The following is a 23,319-nucleotide window of genomic DNA, read 5'->3' as shown; positions in this document are numbered from 1 at the left end:
ATTTCTGATGTTATATTAACATTATTTTTTTATAAAAGCAATATTTTATACGTTATAAACATTTTTTAATATACCATATGTCCCATGTTTTTCTTTAGGTAGTGAATGATTATTCCTTTTAAAAGTGACATTTTTATTTTCATTAATGTAATAAATCAACATATCTTTATCAGTAACCTCATGATATCTTTCGGCAGGCACTTCTATAATATTATGTTGTGTTATATAGTTATCAAACCATCTTGGGGTATGATTTTCATCAAATAAAATATGATTTCGAATAGGACCATTTAAATTGTTACGTGCTTGTTCATCATTAAATGATACTGGCATCATATGGACATTATTCAAACCAAATTCAGGGACTAGTTCATTAAATGCTAAACTATTAAAAATAAATGATTTCGTCATCAATATACACTTATTATATCTTAGTAAATCTGAATATATACGGTCGTTACTAGATAATAAATTCCCTTTAAATACTTCAAAACCCTGTTGATGTGCTTTATCAGAAGTGTTTTCAAATAAATTGAACATCATAATTGGTATACCATGATCTTTAAGCATACTTCCTAAATGAAACGAGAATTCACTCTCTCCAACAATAATAACACCCGGTGGCTCATTACTTGCTACACCTAACATCTTACTTAATGGCGTAAAGCTAAATCCATAGATGACAACTGTAATAAATACAAGTCCAAATGTAACTGGTGTTATGTATTGAGCCATTTTGACACCGTCATCCATAAACAAACTTGAAAAGAATTGTGCAACGGTAAGTACAACAATACCTCTAGGCGCCATTAAGGCTACACTAACACGTTCTCTTTTAGTTATTTCTGTTCTAAATGTAGAAATGATAACCGATAAAGGTCTTACAAGTAAAATCATTACAACACTAAATACAAGTAATTGCCATGATAGTACATTTAGTAATACATCTTTAGTAAGTGATGAAGTAATTAAAATAAATACTGTTGAAACCATTATTGTTGATGCATTTTCGATAAAATGATCAGATTCCTTAAACATTAAGTCATGACGTTTATTTCGTGCCATTATAAGTCCAAATATGGTTACAGATAATAATCCAGATTCTGCTAAAATTTCGTCACAGATACTAAATATTAAAAGTATAAATACCAGTTGTATTGGCGGCATTAAACTTTGTGGTATCATGTCACGTTTAATTAACCAGTTAAATAAGAATGATGCACCAAAACCTATTAAAACAACGCTTAAAATTTTTAAGATAAATAGTAAGATCACTAAAAAACTTATACCGTCATCAATAATTTGGTATACATAGAATGCTGATAGTGCTAGCATCGGTCCAATCGGATCTAATATGATACTTTCCCAACGTAATATTGAATCGACATTCTTCTTTACCTTTGCTTGTTTTAACAATGGTTGAATTACTGTGGGACCAGTGATTAAGAATAATCCACCCATAACTAATGATACTGAAATTGGAAAATCTAACACGTAATGTAATGCAATTGCACCTAAAATCCATGCAATCGTTGCACCTACAGTAATAATTCTGATGACCGCTTTCGATATCCCTTTTAACTCTCTGAAATCTAAATTACTACTACCTTCAAATAATATAACGGCTACTGCTAATGAAACAATAGGACTAAACACTTCCGATCCCATTGCTTCTTTAGGATTTGCTATGCCTAATATTGGTCCAATTAACAGACCTACAATAGCCATTACTACTATGGATGGCCATTTTATTTTATTTGCTAACCATTGGCTGAATATACCTAACGCTAAAAATACAACAATCATTAGCATTAAAGGTAAATCAAATATCATAACAACACCTTCTTCAACTTTTACACTTTTTCCAATCAATATTTGCTAATACTATCAAAGTATCATCATTAATGCATTAATATTTATTAAAAATTTTTGTCATTACTATTCTACACTAATCATTTTGTATTGCATTACTATTTTTAATTCTTAGAAACCGTACGTCTTATTTACACAATAGTCCATATATCATGTACTCAGGTATTTATTTTTAGTATTATTTCGTCTAAAATAGAAAGATATGAATTTTTAAGATAATTATAATTAAAATTGAAATCTCATTAATTTTGACATGAAGGGATAAGAACATAAATGAATATAGCTAAAGAGTCCATTATAGTGGCTTTCGCATTTGTAGGCGTTGTCGTAGGTGCAGGATTTGCGACTGGTCAAGAAATATTCCAATTTTTCACTAGCCATGGTGTTTATAGTTTAGCTGGCATCATTGTAACAGGAACTATTATTACTCTAGGCGGAATCTTTGTTTTAAAGACAGGTTATCGACTAAAATCAGGTAACCATTCAGAATCAGTACATTATTATTTACATCCAATGATTGCTAAAGTCTTTGATTTAATATTAACTGTTTTTTTATTTTCATTAGCTATTATAATGACAGCTGGCGGAGCCTCTACTATTCATGAGAGCTTCAACGTTCCATACTGGCTGAGTTCATTATTACTAGTCATTCTTATATTATCAACATTATTTTTAAAATTTGATCGTCTCATTGCAGTACTAGGAGGAGTGACACCGTTTCTAGTAGCAGTTGTAACAATGATAGCTATTTATTATTTTGCATCAGGTCATCTTAACTTTAATGCAGCTAACCAATACTCAAATCATCATAAATCTATTTCACCTGGATGGTGGTTTGATGGTATCAATTATGCTAGTTTACAAATTGCGGCTGCGTTCAGTTTCTTCTCAGTTATGGGTGGCAAATTAAAATATCGTCAGTCAGCAACGTATGGCGGACTAATAGGCGGTGTCATCATCACATTTTTAATATTAATGATTAATTTAGGTCTTGTAACTCAATTTAATCAAATTAAAGATGTTGCGTTACCTTCCCTATTATTAGCTAAAAATATTTCACCATCCATTGGACTAATTATGTCAGTCATTATGATTTTAGTAATTTATAATACAGTAGTAGGACTTATGTATGCTTTTGCTGCTAGATTTAGTAAACCCTTCTCGAAACGTTATTATATATTGATTATCACAATGGCATTCATTACGTTTATATGCACTTTCGTTGGATTTATATCACTTATTGGAAAAGTATTCCCTATTATGGGGTTATTTGGATTTATACTCCTCATACCTATATTCTATAAAGGGTTCACAAAAAGTTAGAGCATTGTTGCTCTAACTTTTTTTATGTCTAAATTTAATTTTAATATTTAATCACTGACTTTTAGGGAATATTTCAAGTGGAGGTATGTTATATGACTAATCAATTATTTATAAACAATGAATTTATAGAAAGTAATTCAAACGAAACAATGGATGTAATTAATCCAGCAACTGGTGAAAAGATAGATACGATTACATTTGCGACTACTGAGGAAGTTAATGAAGCCATCGAGAAATCTAAACATGCACAATTAGAGTGGGAAAAAGTTCCGCAACCAACTCGTGCCGAACATGTTAAATTATTAATCCCATTACTTGAACAAAATAAAGAAGAACTTGCACAACTTTACGTCAAAGAACAAGGTAAAACATTAGCCGAAGCTCAAGGCGAAATTGATAAATCTGTTCAATTTATTGATTATATGACTAGTTTAAGCATGAGTAATAAAGGCGAAGTTTTACAAAACAGTGTAGAAAATGAAACTATTCAACTCACTAAAAAACCTATCGGCGTAACAGCTGGTATTGTACCTTGGAATGCTCCTATTTTAGTATTATTACGTAAAGTCATTCCTGCTATTGTAACAGGTTGTTCTGTTGTCATTAAACCTAGTGAAGAAACAACATTACTTACCCTACGTTTAGCTGAAATTTTTAAAGCTTCAACGATTCCTGCAGGTTTAATCCAAATCGTCCCAGGTACTGGTGAAACTGTTGGTACACAATTAGCACAACATAAAGATATCAAATTAATATCTTTAACTGGTAGCATGCGTGCCGGTAAAGCCGTATTTGAAAATGCAGCAAACACAGTTAAAAAGGTAAACTTAGAATTAGGTGGAAACGCCCCTGTCCTCGTAACGCCAAATGCAAATATTGATAAAGCTGTGGATTATATTGTAACTGCTCGTATTAAAAATGCAGGCCAAGTATGTACATGTCCTGAGAGAATATTTGTACATGAAGACGTTCATGATGAATTTGTAGAAAAAGTAAAATCTAAAATGGAATCTTTAACTGTAGGAGATCCACTTGATGAAAAAACAGATTTCGGTGCTATTATTAATGAAACTCAATTAAATAGCATTGACGAAAAAGTACAAGATGCTGTTAATAATGGAGCTAAACTTGTATTAGGGGGTCACAAATTAGACCACCCTGGTTATTTCTATGCTCCTACTGTTTTAGATAATGTTAAACAAACAGATAGTGCATTTAAAGAAGAAATATTCGGACCTGTATTAGCAATCACAACATATAATGACTTTAATCAAGTTATTGAAGACGCTAATGATACAAACGCTGGCCTTTCTTCTTATATATTCTCAAATGATTTATCAGAAGTCATGACGGCAACTGAACGTTTAAAATTTGGTGAAGTATATGCCAATTGTGAAGCTGAAGAAGTTGTTAACGGCTACCATGCTGGTTGGAGAGAATCTGGTCTAGGTGGCGCAGATGGTATTCATGGTTTCGAGGAATACTATAATACTACCGTTTCTTATATTAGATATAGTTAAATTGTTTAAATGCTCTGCTGTAATTTTATCTAGCACTTCAATTTAATCTCTATTCTTATATAGCAAATGTTTTAAACTTTTATTTAGTGATAAATATACTATATACACAATAAAGGAGCGATGAATTATGGCTGAAGAAATTAAACAAGGTACAAATAAATTTTATGTTGGCGAAGATGAAAACGATCCTAAAGCAGTAATCACATTTAAAACTGCAGATAATAATGAAATTGATATTGATCATACTGGTGTTTCTGATGAACTTGGTGGACAAGGACTTGGAAAAAAATTAGTATATCAAGTTGTAGACTATGCTCGTAAAAACAATTTAAAAATTATTGCTTCTTGTCCATTCGCAAAAGATGTTCTTGAAAAAGATGATAGCGTACAAGACGTATATTTAGGTTAAATTGATAAAGTAGAAGTAATAAGAGGGATAAATGTTTATTTCAATTTATCCCTCTTTTTTAAACTTTTATCTTGAATATACTTTTTATATCGGTTATAATAAATATATTCAAAAGAGAGAAAAGCGGGGAATTAACTATGACATTTCATGATAAAACTGCAACACAAATTACAAATATTAATTTAAACGTCAAAGATTTAAACACAATGATTGATTACTATACAAACATTTTAGGATTTAATGTATTATCACAAAGCGACGAACAAGCTATTCTGGCAATTGGTAAAAGTGGACACACTTTAACTTTAAATGTACTTAAAGATGGCAGACAACCTAGTGCATCAGAAGCCGGACTATTCCATATTGCTTACTTACTTCCTACTGATACTGACTTAGCTAACTTCTTATATTACGTAGCTAATAAAGGTATGAGAATTGGTGCTGGAGATCATCTTGTAAGCCAAGCACTTTATTTCGCTGATCCAGAAGGAAATGGCATTGAAATTTATAGTGACCGTCCAAAAGATGGTTGGATTTGGAATGACGGATTCGTCAAAATGGATACTTTAGAAGTTGATGGACCTACATTATTATTAGAAAGAACTGAAGATGGCTGGGATGGTATGCCAGATGGTGCTAAAATCGGACATTTACATTTAAAAACTAATAGTTTAGAAGATGCTAAATCATTCTATATAGATCAAATTGGTTTTGAACATATTTCTAAATTCCCACAAGCACTATTTATGTCTACTAATAAATATCATCATCATTTAGCTGCTAACACTTGGCAATCAAGTAAAAAACGTGAAGATAATGATAATAGCTATGGATTATCTGGATTTGATATTTATAAACCTAATCAATCAAGCGAAATTTTAACTTCACCTGAAGGACTTACTGTACAATTACATTCAGATGAATCAAAAGTACCACAACAATAACTTCAATATAAACATAAAGCCAGTCCAAGACATTGTTTAAGTCTTGGACTGGCTCTTATTATATATTCACAAACCTCAGAAAGTATTAATATATATTAATATAATCCATTAGTTTCATTTGAAGTATCGATATAAATATTTTTTACTTGTTGATAGTTTTTAATTGCGTCTTTGTAAACTTCACGACCGATACCTGATTTTTTATATCCGCCGAATGGTGCGCCAGCTGGAATTTGGTTATACGTATTGATCCAGATACGACCTGTACGCATTGCTTTAGCTACATTTAATGCACGGTTTAAATTAGTTGTAAAGATACCACCAGCTAGTCCATATTCTGAATCATTAGCAATATCAATTGCTTCTTGTTCATCGTCAAATTTTTCTACTACTAGTACAGGACCAAAAATTTCTTCTTGTGCTAATCGATGACTATTATCTTTTAGTTCTATAATTGTTGGTTCAAAGAAGAAACCTTTATCTCGTCCATTATCAGTAAGGCGATGACCACCTGTTACAATGTTAGCACTTGAATCTTCTTCAGCTAGTTTGACATAGTTTTGGATTTTTTCTAGTTGTTCTTCACCAGTTTGACTTCCCATTTTAACATCATCTGCAAATGGGTCACCTACTTTAATATTTTCAAATGCTTCTTTTAATTTTGGTAATAATTTATCATAAACTGATGATTGGACAAGTAATCTAGATCCAGCACTACATACCTCACCTTGGTTGAATAGAATACCTAATTGAACACCTTCAATAACTTGATCAATATTAGCGTCATCAAAGATGATATTAGCACTTTTACCACCAAGTTCTAATGTAGTTGGTACAATACGTTCAGCACCTGCTTTAGCTACGCCATAACCAACGTCTGTAGAACCAGTGAATGATAATTTATCAACACCTTCATGATTGAATATAGCATCACCAGATTCAGAACCTTTACCAGTTAATACGTTAACAACACCTTTAGGTAATACTTCTTGGAATATTTTAGCTAATTCAATTAATGTTAAAGGTGTAGATGATGAAGGTTGAATAACAACAGTATTACCTGCAGCAAGTGCTGGTCCTAGTTTCCATGATGCAAGTAAAATTGGGAAGTTCCATGCCACAACTGCACCTACAACACCAACTGGTTCATTTACTACTAAACTCATAGTATTATGATCAATTTCATTAACTGAACCTTCATCAGTAGTTAAAACACTTGCGAAATATTTAAATTGGTTAGCCGCCATTGGTACATCTATAGTAGATGTTTCACGATACGGTTTACCATTTTGTAATGATTCGATAGTTGCTAATCGTTCAGCATTGTCATGAATTTTACGACTAATTTCTAATAAATAGTCAGCACGTTCTTCTTTAGAGATTTTACTCCAAGCATCAAAAGCTTCAGTCGCCGCTGCTACTGCTTTATCAACGTCACCTTTACCTGCTTTAGCTACTTGAGCTAATTCTTCTCCATTTGCTGGATTAGAAACTGTTAATGTTTCTCCACTTTCACTTTTATGAAACTCGTTATTTATAAATAAGCCATAGCTTTCATCTATATAATCTCTTACATTAATATTTGCCATCGTATCCCGTCCTTTTATAATTTTTGAAATACTGTAGGAAATGTATTAAACAATATATAAAGTTATATCGAAAATGTAAACGTTTACTCTTCCTTAGTTATCATTCTACATCCATACGCTATGATTAAAAAATAATGTGCTCACAAGGATGTACACTTTAAGTTTACCCTGCAACATATGATTCTATTCATCAACCCAAAATAAGAGCGATGATTGAAATAATAATTAAATCGAATTATTTCTCACCGCTCTTTCTTCACTTAAAAATATTTATTTACTCAAACCACTCAATGACATCGTTATAATTTTGACGAACTTTACCGTGTGGCGGCTCATCAGCACGATAACCAAATGCTGCCATTACAGAAATACCAAAATGATCTGTATCTAAAATACCTTCATCTTTTAAAAGGGCTGTCACTTCATCTAAATCAAAGCCTTCCATTGGACAAGAATCAATACCTAAAAGCGCTGCACTTGTCATCATATTTGCTAAAGCAATGTATGTTTGTTTACTTGCCCAATCAAACAATGTTCTTTCGCTATCATTAATATGGAAATTAGTTTGGAAATTATCAAATTTTTCATAAACTGCTGGTAGTGTACTTTCCTTATAACCTTTAACACCTTTTACTAAATCTTGAACGAATTGAGATTGAGACGTTACATTTTTACGCGCAAGTACGATTACAAAATGGCTTGCTGAATCAAGTTGTTTTTGAGCGCCCCAACTGTAAGGTTTCAATTTGTCTCTCAATACTTTATTTTGCACAACTACAAACTTCCATGGTTCTAAACCTAATGAACTTGGTGACAATCTTCCCGCTTCCAAAATTGTTTCAAAATCTTCTTTTGGAATGATTTTTTCAGGATCAAATTGTTTTGTTGCATGTCTAAAATTAAACGCATCTATAATTGTTTGATTCATATTACTCATAAAGGTACCTCCATATTATTATTATTATGGATATTATATCTTAAAAGATGCCCTCTCTAAAATAATTGAACTAATTAATATTTTAATGCTTGTTAACATACATTTGTAATTAAACATATAAAACTATTTCTATTCAGATTTCAAAAAAACTAATTTTTAACTTGATTTGTGAAAAGATTCACAATATAATGTGGATGTAGGTTATAGTTTTACTTATTTTTTATATCATACTATTTGTTAAACTACTTTTTATAATTTTTGAAATGGGGTAATTTCATTATGACAAGAATAATGTTTTTCGGTACTAGAGAATATGAGAAAGAAATGGCGTTAAACTGGGGTAAAAAGAATAATATAGAAGTCACTACTTCACCTGAATTACTTAGCAAAGACACTGTTGATCAACTTAAAGATTATGATGGTGTTACGACAATGCAATTCGGTAAACTTGAAGACGAAGTTTATCCTAAATTAGAATCTTATGGCATTAAACAAATTGCACAGCGAACTGCTGGATTCGATATGTACGATTTAGAATTAGCTAAAAAGCACGGTATCATTATTTCAAATGTACCTAGTTATTCACCTGAAACTATTGCTGAATACTCTGTATCAATAGCATTACAATTAGTACGTAAATTCCCTGCTATTGAAAAACGTGTACAAAATCACGATTTCACTTGGGCAGCACCTATTATGTCACGTCCTGTTAAAAACATGACTGTAGCTATTATCGGTACTGGACGTATTGGTGCAGCAACTGCGAAAATCTATGCTGGTTTCGGTGCAAAAATCATTGGTTATGATGCTTATCCAAATGAGTCACTCGATTTCTTAGAGTACAAAGATTCAGTAGAAGAAGCTATTAAAGATGCTGATATTATTTCTTTACATGTACCAGCAAATAAAGATAGCTATCACTTATTTGATAAAGATATGTTTGCCAAAGTAAAAGAAGGTGCCGTGCTAGTTAATGCTGCTCGTGGTGCCGTATTAGATACAAAAGCTTTAATTGACGCTGTTAATAATGGTCCTTTATATGGAGCAGCTGTTGATACTTATGAATTTGAATCACCTTACTTCACATTTGATTGGACTAATAAAAAAGTTGAAGATGAAACGTTATTAGAACTCATTGAAAATGAAAATATTTTATTAACACCTCACATCGCTTTCTTCTCTGATGAAGCCGTTCAAAATCTTGTAGAAGGTGGATTAAATGCTTCATTATCAGTTATCAATACAGGTACTTGTGATACACGTTTAAATTAAGTATATAAATAAACTACGACGAAGTGATTCATTTAGAGTCACTTCGTCGCATTTTTATTATTTATGATTATCAAGTACCATTGTTTCAATTGTTGTTAACACGCCTTGCTCATCATTACTTGGTGCAACGTCATACGCTATATCAAACAATGAGGCGTCTTGACTATTTTTCATGACATAACTATATTGCGCTAGTTCTAGCATGTCCTTATCATTATTTGCATCACCAAAAGCCATCAATTCAGAAGGTTCTAATCCCCATAATTCAAGCAATCTATGTAAAGCTTGTCCCTTTGTCATATTTGGCATAATAATATCAATACTATCATGACCACTTGATACTAATTTGATAGTTTCTGGGAAACGTTCTTGTAAATCTTTATCTAATTGTGGATGTGTTTCTCTATTAATGTTTAAAGCTATTTTGACATATTCATCTTCAGGTAAATTTTGTAATTGGGATATTTCGCTTAATTGATGGTAATAAAATTTTGTATCCTCTTTAAAATCTTCTGGTGTGTCTTCTAAAATATAGGCACTTTCTAAACCACATACAACTAATTGATTAATTTGTCTTTCTAAATTTAAATAATCAATGACGTCTTGATAATCTTGATGATTAAAACTTCGATATTGATATAATTCGTTACCTTTATATATCACTGCGCCATTTTCTGCAATAAAAAACATGTCTCTCTCACCAAAAATAGACTTTAACTTTGCATATTGATTTCCACTAGCAGCTATAAATTCTATGCCTTTACTTTTTAATGCTTTAAAAATTCGTTCGAAACGTTCTTTATCGAATTGTTTTTTTGAATCTAAAAATGTCCCATCCATATCAACGGCAATTGCTTTAATCACATGTAGTCCCCCTATCTCATCTTTATACTAATTATAGACAACATTTCAAAGACAATGAAGATGACCTATCCAGACTGAAACTATATTCACAATTTGAAATTACTTTCATTATTGAAAAATAAAAATGATGAACACCTTCACCATTGATTCATAAGAAGTTGTTCATCATCTAAATATCTTTTCTATTTAATTTCTTTCGCGACAAATATTTTACGTTTTTCCCAAACTCCAGTTTCTTTATTATAATTATCACAAGTAATCAATGTTAATTGATTTTTTTCACCTTTATGTTCATCTAGTACTTTCACATCAGATGGATCAACATCTCTAATACTTGTCATTTTATATTTTCGTGTCTCATTACCTACTTTAAAGTAAACTTTACTTCCCTTTTTAGCAGCTTTCAAATTAGTAAATTGATAATGTGGTCTGTCAGTGAATGTATGACCTGCAATAGAAATATTTTGATCGCTTAGAGATTCGTTACCTTCCGCAAAGCTAACACCACGATTTAATTGTTCTGGTGTAGCTGGCCCAGGGTAGACTGGCTCTTCAATTTCAGCATCTGGTATTTTAATATATCCAGCCATTTTAGATTTATCCTTAGGAATTTCCACTGCTTTATTTTTAGAATGATTGTTTTGTTTACTTTCTGTTTTATCATATTTTTCGATTTTATCGCTATTATCTTTTTCATGGAAATAATTATCAATATGAGGTTTAGCAAATAAATATATTGCTACTAATATTAAAATGACACCGACTATAGTCATTAATCGATTTGTCCATTTTTTCATAAATGTTTCTCCTTTAACTAAAAACGATATCATTGAGACCAAATTTAGTTATACTTTTATTTTGTTTTTAGTATATCATTAAACATTGTTCACTACATCATCTTTGAATAAAATTTTGATTTCATGTAATGATACAAAATTCAAAATATATAAACCTTGCAATCTTTATTTAAATAGTTTCTAATTGATTGAGAGGTGATTAAGATGATTAGAGAAGCGCAAAAATCAGATTTAGAGGCTATATTAACTATATATAATGATGCGATTATTAATACTACTGCAGTATATACGTATGAACCCACAACTATAGAAGAACGTATTCAATGGCTTGAAAATAAAAAACAGAAAAATGAACCTGTTTTTGTTTTTGAAGAAGATAATATCGTTCAAGGATTTGCAACTTATGGTTCTTTCAGAGATTGGCCTGCATACCTATATAGTATTGAACATTCAATTTATGTTCACCCTGACTATAGAAATAGTGGTATTGCGTCACAATTATTATCAAAATTAATTGAGGAAGCACAACAAAGTGGCTATCGTACAATTGTTGCAGGTATAGATGCTTCAAATATAGGTAGCATAAAATTACATGAGAAATTTAATTTCAATCATGCTGGCACTATTAAGCAAGTAGGTTATAAATTTGAACAATGGCTTGATCTTGCTTTTTATCAACTTGATTTATATAACATAAAATGAGATTAAGTCAGATTGAATATCCATTACTTAACCTCACTAGCTTTCCCTATTTTCAATAACAAAACGAATGTAATAAAACATGAACACAATGATCATACTTAGCGATAATGATTTGAATAATAAATTTACCCAAGTTCCCTCTGATGTCCACAAATACGTTATCGTTGTGTTAATGATGAATGCTATAAAAATTAAAGTTAAACGTAGCATTGCACCAGCCCCTTTAAAATTATTTTATTTATTGGGATGTGCAATTGCAATAAGTTTTTTTAATTTTCAGAAAAAATAAATGATTATATTTCCATATATTAATAAAAACATATGAAAAAGCACTTAAGTACCAGAGTTATCCGGCACTTAAGTGCTAAATTATGATTGATGAATTAGTTGTTTTTTACCATATCTTCAGCTTCACCAAAGATTTTACGTTTAATTTCTTCACCAGTTGGTGTTCCTGCTAAACCACCTAAACCAGTTTCACGTAATGATGCTGGTAAATTTCTACCAATTTTATCCATAGCGCTAATCACTTCGTCAACAGGTATTCTACTTTCAACACCTGCTAATGCAAGGTCAGCTGAAATTAACCCATTACCTGAACCAATTGCATTTCTCATAACACAAGGAATTTCTACTAGTCCAGCAACTGGGTCACAAACTAGACCTAACAAGTTACTGATAGCTAATGCCATTGCATGACCTGATGCTTCTGGAGAACCACCAAAAATTGCTACTGCTGCTGCAGCTGCCATTGCTGATGCAGAACCTACTTCTGCTTGGCAACCACCTGTTGCACCTGCAACACTAGCATTATTAGCAACTACTCTTCCGAATAAAGCTGCTGTAAATAAGAAATCTACCATTTGATCTTCAGTAATATTATGCGTTTTTTCTAATTTAAATAGTACGCCTGGGATTGTACCCGACGAACCAGCTGTAGGAGTTGCACAAATGATACCCATTGCTGCATTGACTTCATTAGTTGCTACCGCACCTTTAACTGCTTCAATCATTTCATGGCCTGATAGCGCATGATTATTTTCGTTATAATCACGTAGTTTTGCTGCGTCATGTCCAGTATAGCCTGTAACACTTTCTACACCTTCGCCCGTCGTACCTTTAACTACAGCATCTCTCATTACTTCTAAGTTTTGTCTCATGTTTTCACGTACTTCATCACGTGAAAGTCCTTTAAGATCCATTTCTTCTTGGATCATGATTTCTGCAAAGGACATATCTTTTTCAACTGCATAATCTATAGTTTCTCTAATTGAATCAAACATTTTGAATCCCCCTTAATTAATATAGGAAACGGTAAAATCACTGTATTTGTCTCTTAATGAGTCTAATGCTGATTCTTTGATTGCTTTATTTAATGGTAACACTACTAAGCTTTTATCATCATTAATTTGAGTTAATTCATCTTTGTATTCAATTGACATATCGTTTAAATCGTTAATCAAATGATTGATTTGCGCTTTATCTGCCGGTCCATCTACAGTTAAAATCGGTAAACCATGATTCATTTTCGTTTCTAAACCATTAACATGGATACCTTTTATCTTGATAGTTCCGCCACCAATTGAAATACCGATAACTTCTATATAGCGTCCGTTTGCATCTTTAGCTTTGATGAAAGCACAGTTTGGATGTTCTCCAATACTTTCTCCTTCATCTTCAATAATATCTACTTCAATGCCTTCTTCTTCTGCGATGTCTAATGCTTTTTTAATTCTATTATCAAATGTACTATAACCCATTGCACCACCGACAACTGCAACATCTGTACCATGTCCTTGATGTGTTTTGGCAAATGATTCATAATAACGAATTTCTAAACTTTTAGGTACATCGCCTAAAACTGCTCTTGCTGAGTTTCCGATTTTTACTGCTCCGGCTGTGTGAGAGCTTGATGGACCCATCATAACTGGTCCAATAATGTCAAACGCACTTTGATAATCATAGCTTTTAGCCATCACTAAACACTCTCCTTAAGTTTGTTCTTTTTGCTCGGTACATTTAAACTTAAATTCATTAAATTGAATTTTTTAATAATCATACTCATGATAAACGCTAGTATTATACTTACAATAGCTACAATTACAATTGTAATAATCGCTCTAACTGGTTGGTTGAAACCGAATAATACGATCGCACCAGCAATTGGTGTTGCCATACCTTTAACGCCGATGACTACGCCCATGAATGTCACGATACAAGCGTTAACCATACCTATTATTGCATTTGAACCGTAAAGCTGTACTGGATATTGTGCGATTAAATCAATTTGAGTTAATGGTTCAATACCAACTGCAAATGCTTTAGATTTACCACCAATGTGTAATCTACTGAATAATACGTAGTTTACAAATGAACTTCCCATACATGTCATTGCACCAATTGCCATCGGTACTCCTGTTAGTCCTAATAAGCTTGTTAATACCATTGAACTTAATGGTGTCATACCTGTTACTGGTATTACGAGTCCTAAGATAATTGCTAGTGCATATGGGTTATTGTCGCCAACTGAAGTTACCGCACTACCAATTTGTTTAAGTGTAGCCATTACTCCTGGTGTAATAACGCTTGCTAAACCAAATGTAATTGCTGGAGCCAATAAAATAACAACAATTAAATCTAGTCCTTCTGGAACTTTTTTCTCTATTAATTTAATTCCAAAAGCCATAATATACGCTGCAATAAATGCTGGTAATAATTTGAAATCATGTAATACTAAACCAACAATAACTGCAAACACTGGAGATACGCCTAAATTTAAACAAGTTAGTATACCTACTGCTATACCACTTAAGCTTCCTGCTAAATCACCAATTTCTTGCAAAAATTTAATGTGGAATACGCCACCAATTGCATAACTTAAAAACGCTTGAGGTAAAAACGTTGCACAAGCAGCTCCTGATAAAGCTTGCAACCCCTGTTTACCGTATGGCGCGAATTTTAAGAATAGCGTCATAATTACAAGTACTAATACTAACGTACCCACTCCTAAGATAATATTCATTTCCCCAAAACCTCACTTTTATATTTTTAAGCCATAGTTATCGTACACCCTTAAGAAAGCGATTTCAACAACTAAAAAGGTTTAATTAAGACTAAAATGTGAAATCATTCACGAATTAATTGTAAAATGCACATTATATAAACTTAATACGTTTATATAGTAATTCTATTAGTGGTTTGTATTTTACATGAAAATAAATCTAATTGTAAAATCACTCTATTTCGTGTAACATTTTTACAACCTTAATGGCGACTTAACTATTCTAACGCTTATACACTAAATTTGTAACAAATTGCTCACAATTTTTTAGAGATTTTTATCACAAATTTGTGTAATAAATAATTATAAAGTGGATTTTACATTATAGTAAGGTTTTACACTTAATCAAAACGTTTCATACCTTCTCATTCCATTAATAATTACCATAATTAAATAAAACGGCGTGGTTACAAATTTCATTTTGCACCACGCCACTTCATAATTTATATTATCGAATTAACTTTGCTGTTATGTCTTTAGTTTGTTTATAGATATCTTTATATATATTGAAATAATATTGATATTGATGATGTCTGTCTATATTAGGTTCGAACGTTGTATCTGTTTGAATAAATTGCTCAACACATTCTTCAATAGAGTTATACCAACCTAATCCATATGCTGTAAGTATAGCAGCTCCCATGCTTGGTCCTTCTTCGTGTTTTAATTTTTTAACCGATGCATTGAAAACATCAGCTTGTAATTGTAACCAAAAATCACTTTTTGATCCGCCACCGATAGAAACTACGGCATTTATGTCTTTACCGTCTTGTCGAATCAATTGTATAGATTCATACAGTGAATACGTAATGCCTTCAATCGTTGCTCTAACAAAATCTGAATGTTGATGTTGATCACTGATACCAATAAAACTTCCTCTAATTAGTGCATCACCATGTGGTGTACGTTCTCCAGCTATATATGGGGTAAATAGCAATCCATTGGCACCTATCCTAGATTGTGATGCTAGTTTTATAAGGTTGTCGAAGCTTTCATTTTCAAAGAACGTATCTTTTAACCAATTTAAACTATGACCTGCTGCTAAAGTTACGCCCATCGCATAATAAGTGTTAGGAATCGCATGATTAAAGAAATGAAGATTATTTCCATATTCTGTTACACTTTGATGTTCTACATTTAATATCACACCTGACGTACCAATACTACACAACGTTTCTCTATCATGAATAATACCTGCCCCTAAGGCACCACATGCATTGTCTGCACCACCAGCAAAAACAGCTACGTCTTCATTTAAACCTAGCTCATTAGCAATTGAAGGTAATAAATAGCCTACACTCTCATGTGAATTAATAAGTGGCGGATATATATCACCAATTTCAAACTTATCGCCAATATCTTTATTCCATTGATTAGTCTTAGGATCTAATAACAATGTTCCAGCAGCGTCACTATATTCCATATGAATTTGACCAGTAAGTCGATAACGCAAATAATCCTTAGGTAACATAAAGCGATCAACCTGTTCCCAAATATCTGGCTCATGTTGTTGCACCCATAACATCTTCGGTAATGTGAACCCTTCTAAAACAGGGTTACCATTTACTCTATTACCTAATTTGTTGATAATTTGCTTACATTGCTCTGAATTTCTTGTATCATTCCACAATATTGCGTTTCGTAATACGTTACTTTGTTGGTCAATCATGACTAAACCATGCATTTGTCCTGAAAATGACATACCTTTGACTACGGTATCTTTCATTTTAGAAGATGCTAGTAAACTAGAGATGGCATCTTTTGTTGATTGAAACCATTCTTCAGGATCTTGTTCGCTGTAACCATTATGTTCTTGTATTAATGATAACGATGAATTGGTCACATCAAGAACATTACCTTGTCGATTTACTGCTATCACTTTAACAGAACTTGTGCCTAAATCTACTCCGAGAACTATTTCATCCATTTATCTCACACCTTTATTTTATAACATTAAACAATCTAGTTACTGGTGTTGCCTTAGATAATCAATACAACTCTATCTAATTAATATTTCATATTGTTTCATCTTAATATACACACTAAAAACTGTCTATTTAATGTTAATTAGACATGTTATTCATTAATAAGAATCTTTCCAAATAAAAAGGGTAAATATAATAAATCAAATTAAATCTACTCACAAAGGATGAATGTATATGAATCATAATCAATTTGAACATTTAAAATATATTGATGAGGGACTTTATGCAACACCAACAACTGAATTACCTTTCGACTCTAGATTTGAATTTAAATCATTAATTTTACAACGAGATTCTGAAAATGTCATCATTTATCATTCTTCTCATTTGAAAGAATCAGAAAAGGATATTAACGCTTTAGGCGGTGCAGATAAAGTGTTAATGAATCACGATCATGAATCTTTAGGTGGTAGCAAAAGCATTGATGTACCTTATTTTATAAATGAAAATGATGCTTCAGCTTTAAAACCTAGTATTCCTGTCGAAGGTTATCTAAATCAACGCGAAATGTTATATGATGATTTAGAAGTGATTCCAGCCCCTGGCCATACAACTGGAACAACATTATATTTATGGGATAATGGTAAACATCGCTATTTATTCACTGGTGATTTCCTATGCTTTGAAGGTGATCAATGGCGTACAGTTATTCTAGGTTCAAGTGACAGAGAACAATCAATACAGAGCCTTGAAATGATTAAAGAATTAGATTTCGATGTACTTGTTCCTTGGGTCACAATCAAAGAAGGACCACTTGCCTACTATGTAAAAAATGATGAAGAAAAGCGCCAACAAGTCCAAAATATTATTGATCGAGTACGTAATGGTGAAAATGTTTAATAAAGTATAAAAGAAAAATAGGGTGATATGACGTAGCATCACGATAATGTTTGAATTCATCGAATTCATTAAGTTGAATTGTTTCAACGATTTCATTAACATGTCGCGACATATCATTTGTGGGAATATGGACTGAAGTTTCCATAGGTAGCGTATGTTGAATCATGTTATAATCTTTATACATAAGTCACTTCGTTTATTTAGTTTAGTGATGTTTATTAAATTATACGAAAGTGCCTTATTTTCCCAAAGTTTTTTAATGTAAAACTACATATAAATACGTAGTATTTATGGCAAGACTCCTGAGGGAACAGTACTAGTTGAAGACCTTAGAAATTCTCACAGATTTATCTGTGTAGTATTTCTGGCTGAAACTGTACCCTCGGAAAGCGAAGCCATACAATACGAAGTATTGGGTATAAAGAAAGCACTAAGATGATTAAAATAAATCATCTTAGTGCTATTATTTTAGTATTTATTTCACAGCCTGTTGTAGATATATCTTATCTGTTACCAACGTCTGAACCGACGTCTACTTTCTTACTTTTCTTGTCGTATACTGCTCCTTGTACACTACCAAAGTTTGGATCATTTCGTTTTTCCTTCACACCATATCCAAGATTTTTGAAAATCTCTAAGTCTTCGTCACTCGTAGCATTTTCATAATAAATGGTACCACCATCATTGTAGAATCTTGGTTTGTCGACCGCTTCTTGTAAGGTACCGTCACCTCTTAAATAATCGACAATGACTTCATTTAACATTGTGGGAATTTTGTTACCACCAGGAGTACCAATACCCATATAGAAGTCTGTACCTACTATAATTGATGGCGAAATAAATGAACGTGGTGCTTTATGTTTTTCACCATAGTTAGGACTTGCTTGAGATTTAGAGAAGTCTCCTAATGAGTTGTTCATATAGAAACCTTCCTTCATAAAGTCACCTGAACCAAAGTAACTTGATAATGTATTGGTAGTACTCGCAACTTTACCTTGCTTATCAATAACAACAAAGTGTGTTGTACTAGTATTATCTGTTTGAATTGGATTAAAATCACTTCCACCTTCAGCTGTTGTACCTACATTTACTTTGTTCAATTCACCTAGTAAATAATCATCTGATAAATGTTCTTCGCTACTAGGTTCCGCACCATTTACAATGTCACGATTGCTATACATAACATCACGAGATTCTAATATACCTTTAATGTAGCTATTACGATCAGCAGTACCTTGATTTTCTTGTTCATCTATTTTTAATCCTTGTAGTGTCAATGTTCCTCCTAGAGGATTTGAAGCTGAATAAACTTTGTTTCCTAAGTACTCTGTACTTACTGGTTCTTTCTTTTCAGTTTTAAATGTATTGAAATCTTTCTCTGTTAATTGATTATCCAATTGTTTAGAGATACTTTTACCTACATCTTTATAGAAATAATCTGGACCTTTATCACGAATTTTCTTTAATGTATCCGCTAGTTTATCTTGTTTAACAACATCGCCTTCACGGACCGTTTTCTTACCTTTAAAGAATGGTGAATTACGATCAATTTTAGAACCATATATTTTCAAACTACGTTCTAATTCTGAATCTACTTCAAATCCATCTTCAGCAAGTGGAATAATATAACCAAAGAGTTTCTTCTCATCCATCTTACCTTCTTTTTCATGCATATCATGCATACCTCTTACGAAACCAGGCGTACCAATTTTATCTCCTTGTTTATAGTTATAAGAAGAATATGTTTTATATTCATATAAATTTGGTACTTGGCCTTCTGAACCATCATAAGTTAATGTGGCGCCACCACCACCTAGACCAGATGAATGAGGTTCAGTAACCGCTAATGCATATGATACTGCGAATGCAGCGTCTGTTGCATTTCCACCATCTTCAATAACTTTATTACCTATTTTAGTGGCAATCGCATTGTTAGATGCCACACCATAGTTTTTATTTCCAGCCTTTTTATGATTTGTTATTTTGTTCTCGTATAGTTTATCTTTATCAATCTTTTCATCTTTCGTAAAATAGTAAAATACAAACGAAATAATGATGGTCAAGATTAATATGACAGTCAAGGTTGCTTTATTATATATGTTCATTCCTAACTTGCCCCTTTTGAAAGATATTGCTGTTCTCCATTTTTCAATTCTTGCTGTTCATAACTATCTAAACCTTCATTTGCTCTTGCGAATATGACGAGTAGGAAAATAATTACTACAATAACGATTACAGTGATCGGCAGCCAATGTTTTTTAATATTCAAATGTATAACCTCCATCGTCAGCTTTTTTTAAATCAATTGATTGGTCTTTAATATTATTGTAAAAACGTCTTTGATCCATTTTGTTCATATCATCTTCAGAAATTTTACCGTCTTTCGATTGAATTGGTGTGAGATGGAACTTATGTTTTTTATCTTTCCAATCATCTTGTACAACCATACCTTTTTGATTTTTCGATAAGAAATCATCTGATGTTGTATTTCCCAGGCTATAAAAAATAGGAGTGTTCTTGTATTTTTCGACTTTTTGAATAACTGAATTATGTCCAATAATCACATCTGCTCCTGCTTTGGATAAAGCATGCGCATATTCTTTTTGACGATCTGTAACGTTTCTTTCGTTTGGAATTCCCCAGTCAACATTAACTACTACATAATCATTATTTTGTTTTAATTTTTTAATTAATGGATAAAAAATATCTGGATCCAAACTGATAGATGTCGTATTTTTAAGTGGTTCTGCATAATTTGATTCTACATCTGTAAATGATACATTAGCTATTTTCTTACCTTTAACATCTTGTTGCACGGTTTTACTATTAATAGGGTTAGATCCATTCCCCGTTAGGAAATTATACCCAGCTTGCGATTCTACCTTTTCCATCAAGTCTCTTGCAGTAACATTATCTGCAGTCTGATTAATTAAATTTACACTTTTAATGTTCTGCTTTTTCAAGAACATGATGTTTTCTAAATTTTTCTCAATCTCTTTCTTAGAATCCTTAGCAAAGTCATTCACTAACAATGATGCCGTTGAAAAGTCACTATTCTTCAGTGGCTCTTGTAACCCTGAAAATACACCATTGAGATTATTTTGACGTATATGTTTATTTAATGTGATATTACCCAAATAGGTCATGCGAACGCTGTTTGGATCTTTTGCATCACTTTTCACAGGTACCACTTTAACTGCGCGAATAGCGAAGACTATTAATACTAAAGCGATAAGAAGAACTATGGCTGTGTATAAAGTGTTTCTACGTTTATGACGTTTAGATTGTTTGAGCAACCATTCGCTTGGTGTTAATCGTTTTTTCTTTTTCATTGTAATTACGCGCTCCTTGTTCTTGATTAATTAATAAAACTGTATAAGAACAAGATGACATATGTAATACATGTTAATAACATAGTAGATGATAATGTTATTACAACACCTTGTTTTTGAATTGTGTTCGCGATGATACCAGGAATAACTACCCCAATACCAGACACTTCGACCATTTCAAATGGGGTTAATGGATATATCAAATCAAATATAAATTTTAATACCATACCTGTTAAAATCATGGCAGCGAATTTTCTTCTACCATATAAAATAACCCATTTACTAATACCGTTGTTTACAATAAAGAATGTTAAACAACTGATAATTAATACTGATAAAAGCATGATGGGTTGATCAAAAATTAATGCTAAATAACCAGGTACTACCAGTCCTGCTGGATTAATACCAAATTTCTCAGCGAATATAAGACTGAGAACAACACCTACAAATAAGGAGAAATATAATTCTGAACCTATCATTTTATTCTATCCCTTCTATGAATTCCGCTATTCTTCCACCTGGTCCGTGTATGTTACCTACACAAAAGACAAGTGCATTGTCCGCTTCTTTCATAATAGCTTTTTCTATTTCTGTAAAATCTTGTCCTTCAAAATTTAAATATTTCTTATCAGGTAATCGATGCATCAAATCTGATACCATTTGTGTACTTTTTCCGGTACAGATAAGCGTATCGTATTCCACATCTTCTAAGAAATCTTCAACAAACAATTTAGTTCTATCAATTCTATCTGAACGACAATTTAATATGACGATTTTCTTACTATAAGGATAATTGTATGATTCTACTTTATTTAATATCGCTTTCGTAGATTTTGGCTCATTAGCAGCAAATGCATTAACAAAAACATTTTTCGTGTTATTTGCATGGAAATATTTAATTCTAACTGCACCTGGATCTGCAGGCGCATTTAACATTCCTTCTAACGCTGTTTCACTATCAACGCCTACTGCTTGGGCAACGCCTAATACAATAGCCACATTATCTGGAAAGACTAAATAATCAAATTTTCTTAAGTATGATTCAGGTATTTTATCTTTATCAACAACAATTAATTCTGTTTTACGTTTTTTAGCTTCTTTAGCAAAAAAGTCTGTAAACTCATCTTTCATAACAACCAATTTCCCTTTATAAGGAATGGTTGCGGTAAACGCTTGTGCTACATCTTTTAGTGTCGGTCCTAATACATCCATATGGTCTTCCATTACATTAACGATAACGCCCACGTTAGCTTTTACTAAGTCCTTCTGGAATGTAATTTGATAGTCAGGATTGACAGCCATACATTCATTTACAAGTGCATTGGCTTTTTGTTTAACAACTTTACGAATGATATCTCTTTGTTCACCTATATTGGCACCTTGAGGTTTTCTTATTACTGGATACTCTTTTTGAGTAAACCAATACATCATTCGTGCGTCTGTTCCTGTTGTTTTCCCTATGACTCTATAGTGATCTTCTCTCAATACACTATATGCCATTCGAGTAATAGTTGATTTACCTCGAATACCATTAATATTAATTCGTATAGGGATTTTCTTAAGTCGATTCGCATGGCGCCTTTTTTCTTTAATACCTAGCCATAGAATCAACACAACACATATTGTTATGAGAATCACGCTACAATCCCTCTCTTTTCTATGTATATTGAATTGTTAATGGAATGGAAATTTATTTTTCTCTATAAAGTATGAAAAAAATCTATCCAATTATTAAAACGTTTCCATTAATATAAATCTTATAAAAACAATTAATCAAAAGTCAATATGTATTAAATATTCACTTAAAACTTAAAATAAAAAATTACTTATCTATAACTTATAGTAGTAGACTATCATTTGGTTATTGATTCA

General features: G+C 32.0%; 22 protein-coding genes and 1 pseudogene. 7 read left to right on the top strand and 16 right to left on the bottom strand.

The genetic code is table 11. The annotated features are described in order from the left end of the window. Positions 1–45 precede the first annotated feature (45 nt). Positions 46–1,833 (bottom strand): cation:proton antiporter, encoded by a 1,788-nt coding sequence (locus HMPREF3125_RS08630; RefSeq protein ID WP_070453212.1) that lies wholly within the window; start codon positions 1,831–1,833, stop codon positions 46–48. Between the two features lie 312 nt (positions 1,834–2,145). On the opposite strand from HMPREF3125_RS08630, the gene HMPREF3125_RS08625 reads away from it, so the two are divergent. From HMPREF3125_RS08625 to HMPREF3125_RS08610, 4 genes are all read left to right on the top strand, one after another. After that, on the top strand, positions 2,146–3,195 hold the full coding sequence (locus tag HMPREF3125_RS08625) for a YkvI family membrane protein (protein ID WP_046467012.1): 1,050 nt from the start codon (positions 2,146–2,148) through the stop codon (positions 3,193–3,195). Positions 3,196–3,287: 92 nt separating this feature from the next. Then, entirely contained in the window at positions 3,288–4,715 is a 1,428-nt protein-coding gene (gene aldA, locus HMPREF3125_RS08620) for an aldehyde dehydrogenase (protein ID WP_070453208.1), read from the top strand. 127 nt (positions 4,716–4,842) lie between these two features. After that, positions 4,843–5,124 carry a GNAT family N-acetyltransferase gene (locus HMPREF3125_RS08615; protein WP_017636545.1) on the top strand — a complete coding sequence of 94 codons (282 nt, stop codon included), beginning with the start codon at positions 4,843–4,845 and terminating at the stop codon, positions 5,122–5,124. Between the two features lie 137 nt (positions 5,125–5,261). Further along, entirely contained in the window at positions 5,262–6,068 is an 807-nt protein-coding gene (locus HMPREF3125_RS08610) for a VOC family protein (RefSeq protein WP_017636546.1), read from the top strand. Positions 6,069–6,163: 95 nt separating this feature from the next. On the opposite strand, the gene HMPREF3125_RS08605 is transcribed toward HMPREF3125_RS08610, so the two are convergent. Next, positions 6,164–7,657, bottom strand: coding sequence for an aldehyde dehydrogenase family protein (locus HMPREF3125_RS08605; RefSeq protein WP_070453205.1), 1,494 nt, complete (start codon positions 7,655–7,657; stop codon positions 6,164–6,166). Between the two features lie 274 nt (positions 7,658–7,931). Next, the gene (locus tag HMPREF3125_RS08600) at positions 7,932–8,594 is read right to left on the bottom strand and encodes an NAD(P)H-dependent oxidoreductase (protein WP_046467009.1); all 663 of its coding nucleotides are present in this window, start codon (positions 8,592–8,594) and stop codon (positions 7,932–7,934) included. 279 nt (positions 8,595–8,873) lie between these two features. Here HMPREF3125_RS08600 and HMPREF3125_RS08595 point away from each other — a divergent pair, with 279 nt between their 5' ends. Beyond that, positions 8,874–9,866: a D-lactate dehydrogenase gene (locus HMPREF3125_RS08595; protein WP_017636549.1), complete on the top strand. Its 993-nt coding sequence runs from the start codon at positions 8,874–8,876 to the stop codon at positions 9,864–9,866. A gap of 57 nt (positions 9,867–9,923) precedes the next feature. Here the strand turns inward: HMPREF3125_RS08595 and HMPREF3125_RS08590 are convergent, their stop codons facing one another. Together HMPREF3125_RS08590 and srtA are read right to left on the bottom strand one after the other, a co-directional pair. Further along, on the bottom strand, positions 9,924–10,730 hold the full coding sequence (locus tag HMPREF3125_RS08590) for a Cof-type HAD-IIB family hydrolase (protein WP_070453202.1): 807 nt from the start codon (positions 10,728–10,730) through the stop codon (positions 9,924–9,926). Positions 10,731–10,912: 182 nt separating this feature from the next. Then, positions 10,913–11,527 (bottom strand): class A sortase SrtA, encoded by a 615-nt coding sequence (gene srtA / locus HMPREF3125_RS08585; protein WP_070453199.1) that lies wholly within the window; start codon positions 11,525–11,527, stop codon positions 10,913–10,915. Positions 11,528–11,731: 204 nt separating this feature from the next. Between srtA and HMPREF3125_RS08580 the strand changes: the two genes are divergently transcribed. Then, a complete protein-coding gene (locus HMPREF3125_RS08580; RefSeq protein ID WP_029056095.1) occupies positions 11,732–12,229 on the top strand; it encodes a GNAT family N-acetyltransferase in 498 nt (165 codons plus the stop codon). Positions 12,230–12,265: 36 nt separating this feature from the next. On the opposite strand, the gene HMPREF3125_RS12705 is transcribed toward HMPREF3125_RS08580, so the two are convergent. The 5 genes from HMPREF3125_RS12705 to xylB all read right to left on the bottom strand — a co-directional run bounded on the left by HMPREF3125_RS12705 (position 12,266) and on the right by xylB (position 17,217). Continuing rightward, on the bottom strand, positions 12,266–12,439 hold the full coding sequence (locus HMPREF3125_RS12705; RefSeq protein WP_096807728.1) for a hypothetical protein: 174 nt from the start codon (positions 12,437–12,439) through the stop codon (positions 12,266–12,268). Positions 12,440–12,612: 173 nt separating this feature from the next. Further along, positions 12,613–13,512, bottom strand: a complete 900-nt coding sequence (gene sdaAA, locus HMPREF3125_RS08575; RefSeq protein WP_070453195.1) for an L-serine ammonia-lyase, iron-sulfur-dependent, subunit alpha — start codon at positions 13,510–13,512, stop codon at positions 12,613–12,615. Positions 13,513–13,524: 12 nt separating this feature from the next. Beyond that, positions 13,525–14,205, bottom strand: a complete 681-nt coding sequence (gene sdaAB, locus HMPREF3125_RS08570; protein WP_070453192.1) for an L-serine ammonia-lyase, iron-sulfur-dependent subunit beta — start codon at positions 14,203–14,205, stop codon at positions 13,525–13,527. A gap of 2 nt (positions 14,206–14,207) precedes the next feature. Continuing rightward, positions 14,208–15,251, bottom strand: a complete 1,044-nt coding sequence (locus HMPREF3125_RS08565) for a PTS sugar transporter subunit IIC (protein WP_070453189.1) — start codon at positions 15,249–15,251, stop codon at positions 14,208–14,210. Between the two features lie 487 nt (positions 15,252–15,738). Further along, positions 15,739–17,217 carry a xylulokinase gene (xylB, locus tag HMPREF3125_RS08560; protein WP_070453186.1) on the bottom strand — a complete coding sequence of 493 codons (1,479 nt, stop codon included), beginning with the start codon at positions 17,215–17,217 and terminating at the stop codon, positions 15,739–15,741. 232 nt (positions 17,218–17,449) lie between these two features. Between xylB and HMPREF3125_RS08555 the strand changes: the two genes are divergently transcribed. Then, the gene (locus HMPREF3125_RS08555; protein WP_070453183.1) at positions 17,450–18,115 is read left to right on the top strand and encodes an MBL fold metallo-hydrolase; all 666 of its coding nucleotides are present in this window, start codon (positions 17,450–17,452) and stop codon (positions 18,113–18,115) included. 7 nt (positions 18,116–18,122) lie between these two features. Here the strand turns inward: HMPREF3125_RS08555 and HMPREF3125_RS08550 are convergent. The 6 genes and pseudogenes from HMPREF3125_RS08550 to pgsB all read right to left on the bottom strand — a co-directional run. Next, positions 18,123–18,299 (bottom strand): annotated as a pseudogene (locus HMPREF3125_RS08550) (IS5/IS1182 family transposase); the annotation flags it as partial. A 319-nt stretch (positions 18,300–18,618) separates the two neighbouring features. Beyond that, a complete protein-coding gene (locus tag HMPREF3125_RS08545) occupies positions 18,619–20,220 on the bottom strand; it encodes a gamma-glutamyltransferase (protein ID WP_070453180.1) in 1,602 nt (533 codons plus the stop codon). Positions 20,221–20,222: 2 nt separating this feature from the next. Beyond that, positions 20,223–20,384: a hypothetical protein gene (locus HMPREF3125_RS12700; protein WP_017636560.1), complete on the bottom strand. Its 162-nt coding sequence runs from the start codon at positions 20,382–20,384 to the stop codon at positions 20,223–20,225. Further along, positions 20,374–21,447 (bottom strand): CapA family protein, encoded by a 1,074-nt coding sequence (locus HMPREF3125_RS08540; protein WP_070453177.1) that lies wholly within the window; start codon positions 21,445–21,447, stop codon positions 20,374–20,376. The genes HMPREF3125_RS12700 and HMPREF3125_RS08540 overlap by 11 nt, the downstream gene beginning before the upstream one ends. Positions 21,448–21,473: 26 nt before the next feature. Further along, positions 21,474–21,926, bottom strand: a complete 453-nt coding sequence (gene pgsC, locus HMPREF3125_RS08535; RefSeq protein WP_002450119.1) for a poly-gamma-glutamate biosynthesis protein PgsC — start codon at positions 21,924–21,926, stop codon at positions 21,474–21,476. Position 21,927: 1 nt separating this feature from the next. Continuing rightward, positions 21,928–23,085 carry a poly-gamma-glutamate synthase PgsB gene (gene pgsB, locus HMPREF3125_RS08530; protein WP_070453175.1) on the bottom strand — a complete coding sequence of 386 codons (1,158 nt, stop codon included), beginning with the start codon at positions 23,083–23,085 and terminating at the stop codon, positions 21,928–21,930. Positions 23,086–23,319 lie beyond the last annotated feature (234 nt).

Source organism: Staphylococcus sp. HMSC13A10 (assembly GCF_001808005.1).
Classification (GTDB): domain Bacteria; phylum Bacillota; class Bacilli; order Staphylococcales; family Staphylococcaceae; genus Staphylococcus; species Staphylococcus pasteuri.
This window is presented reverse-complemented; position numbering and strand designations above follow the sequence as displayed.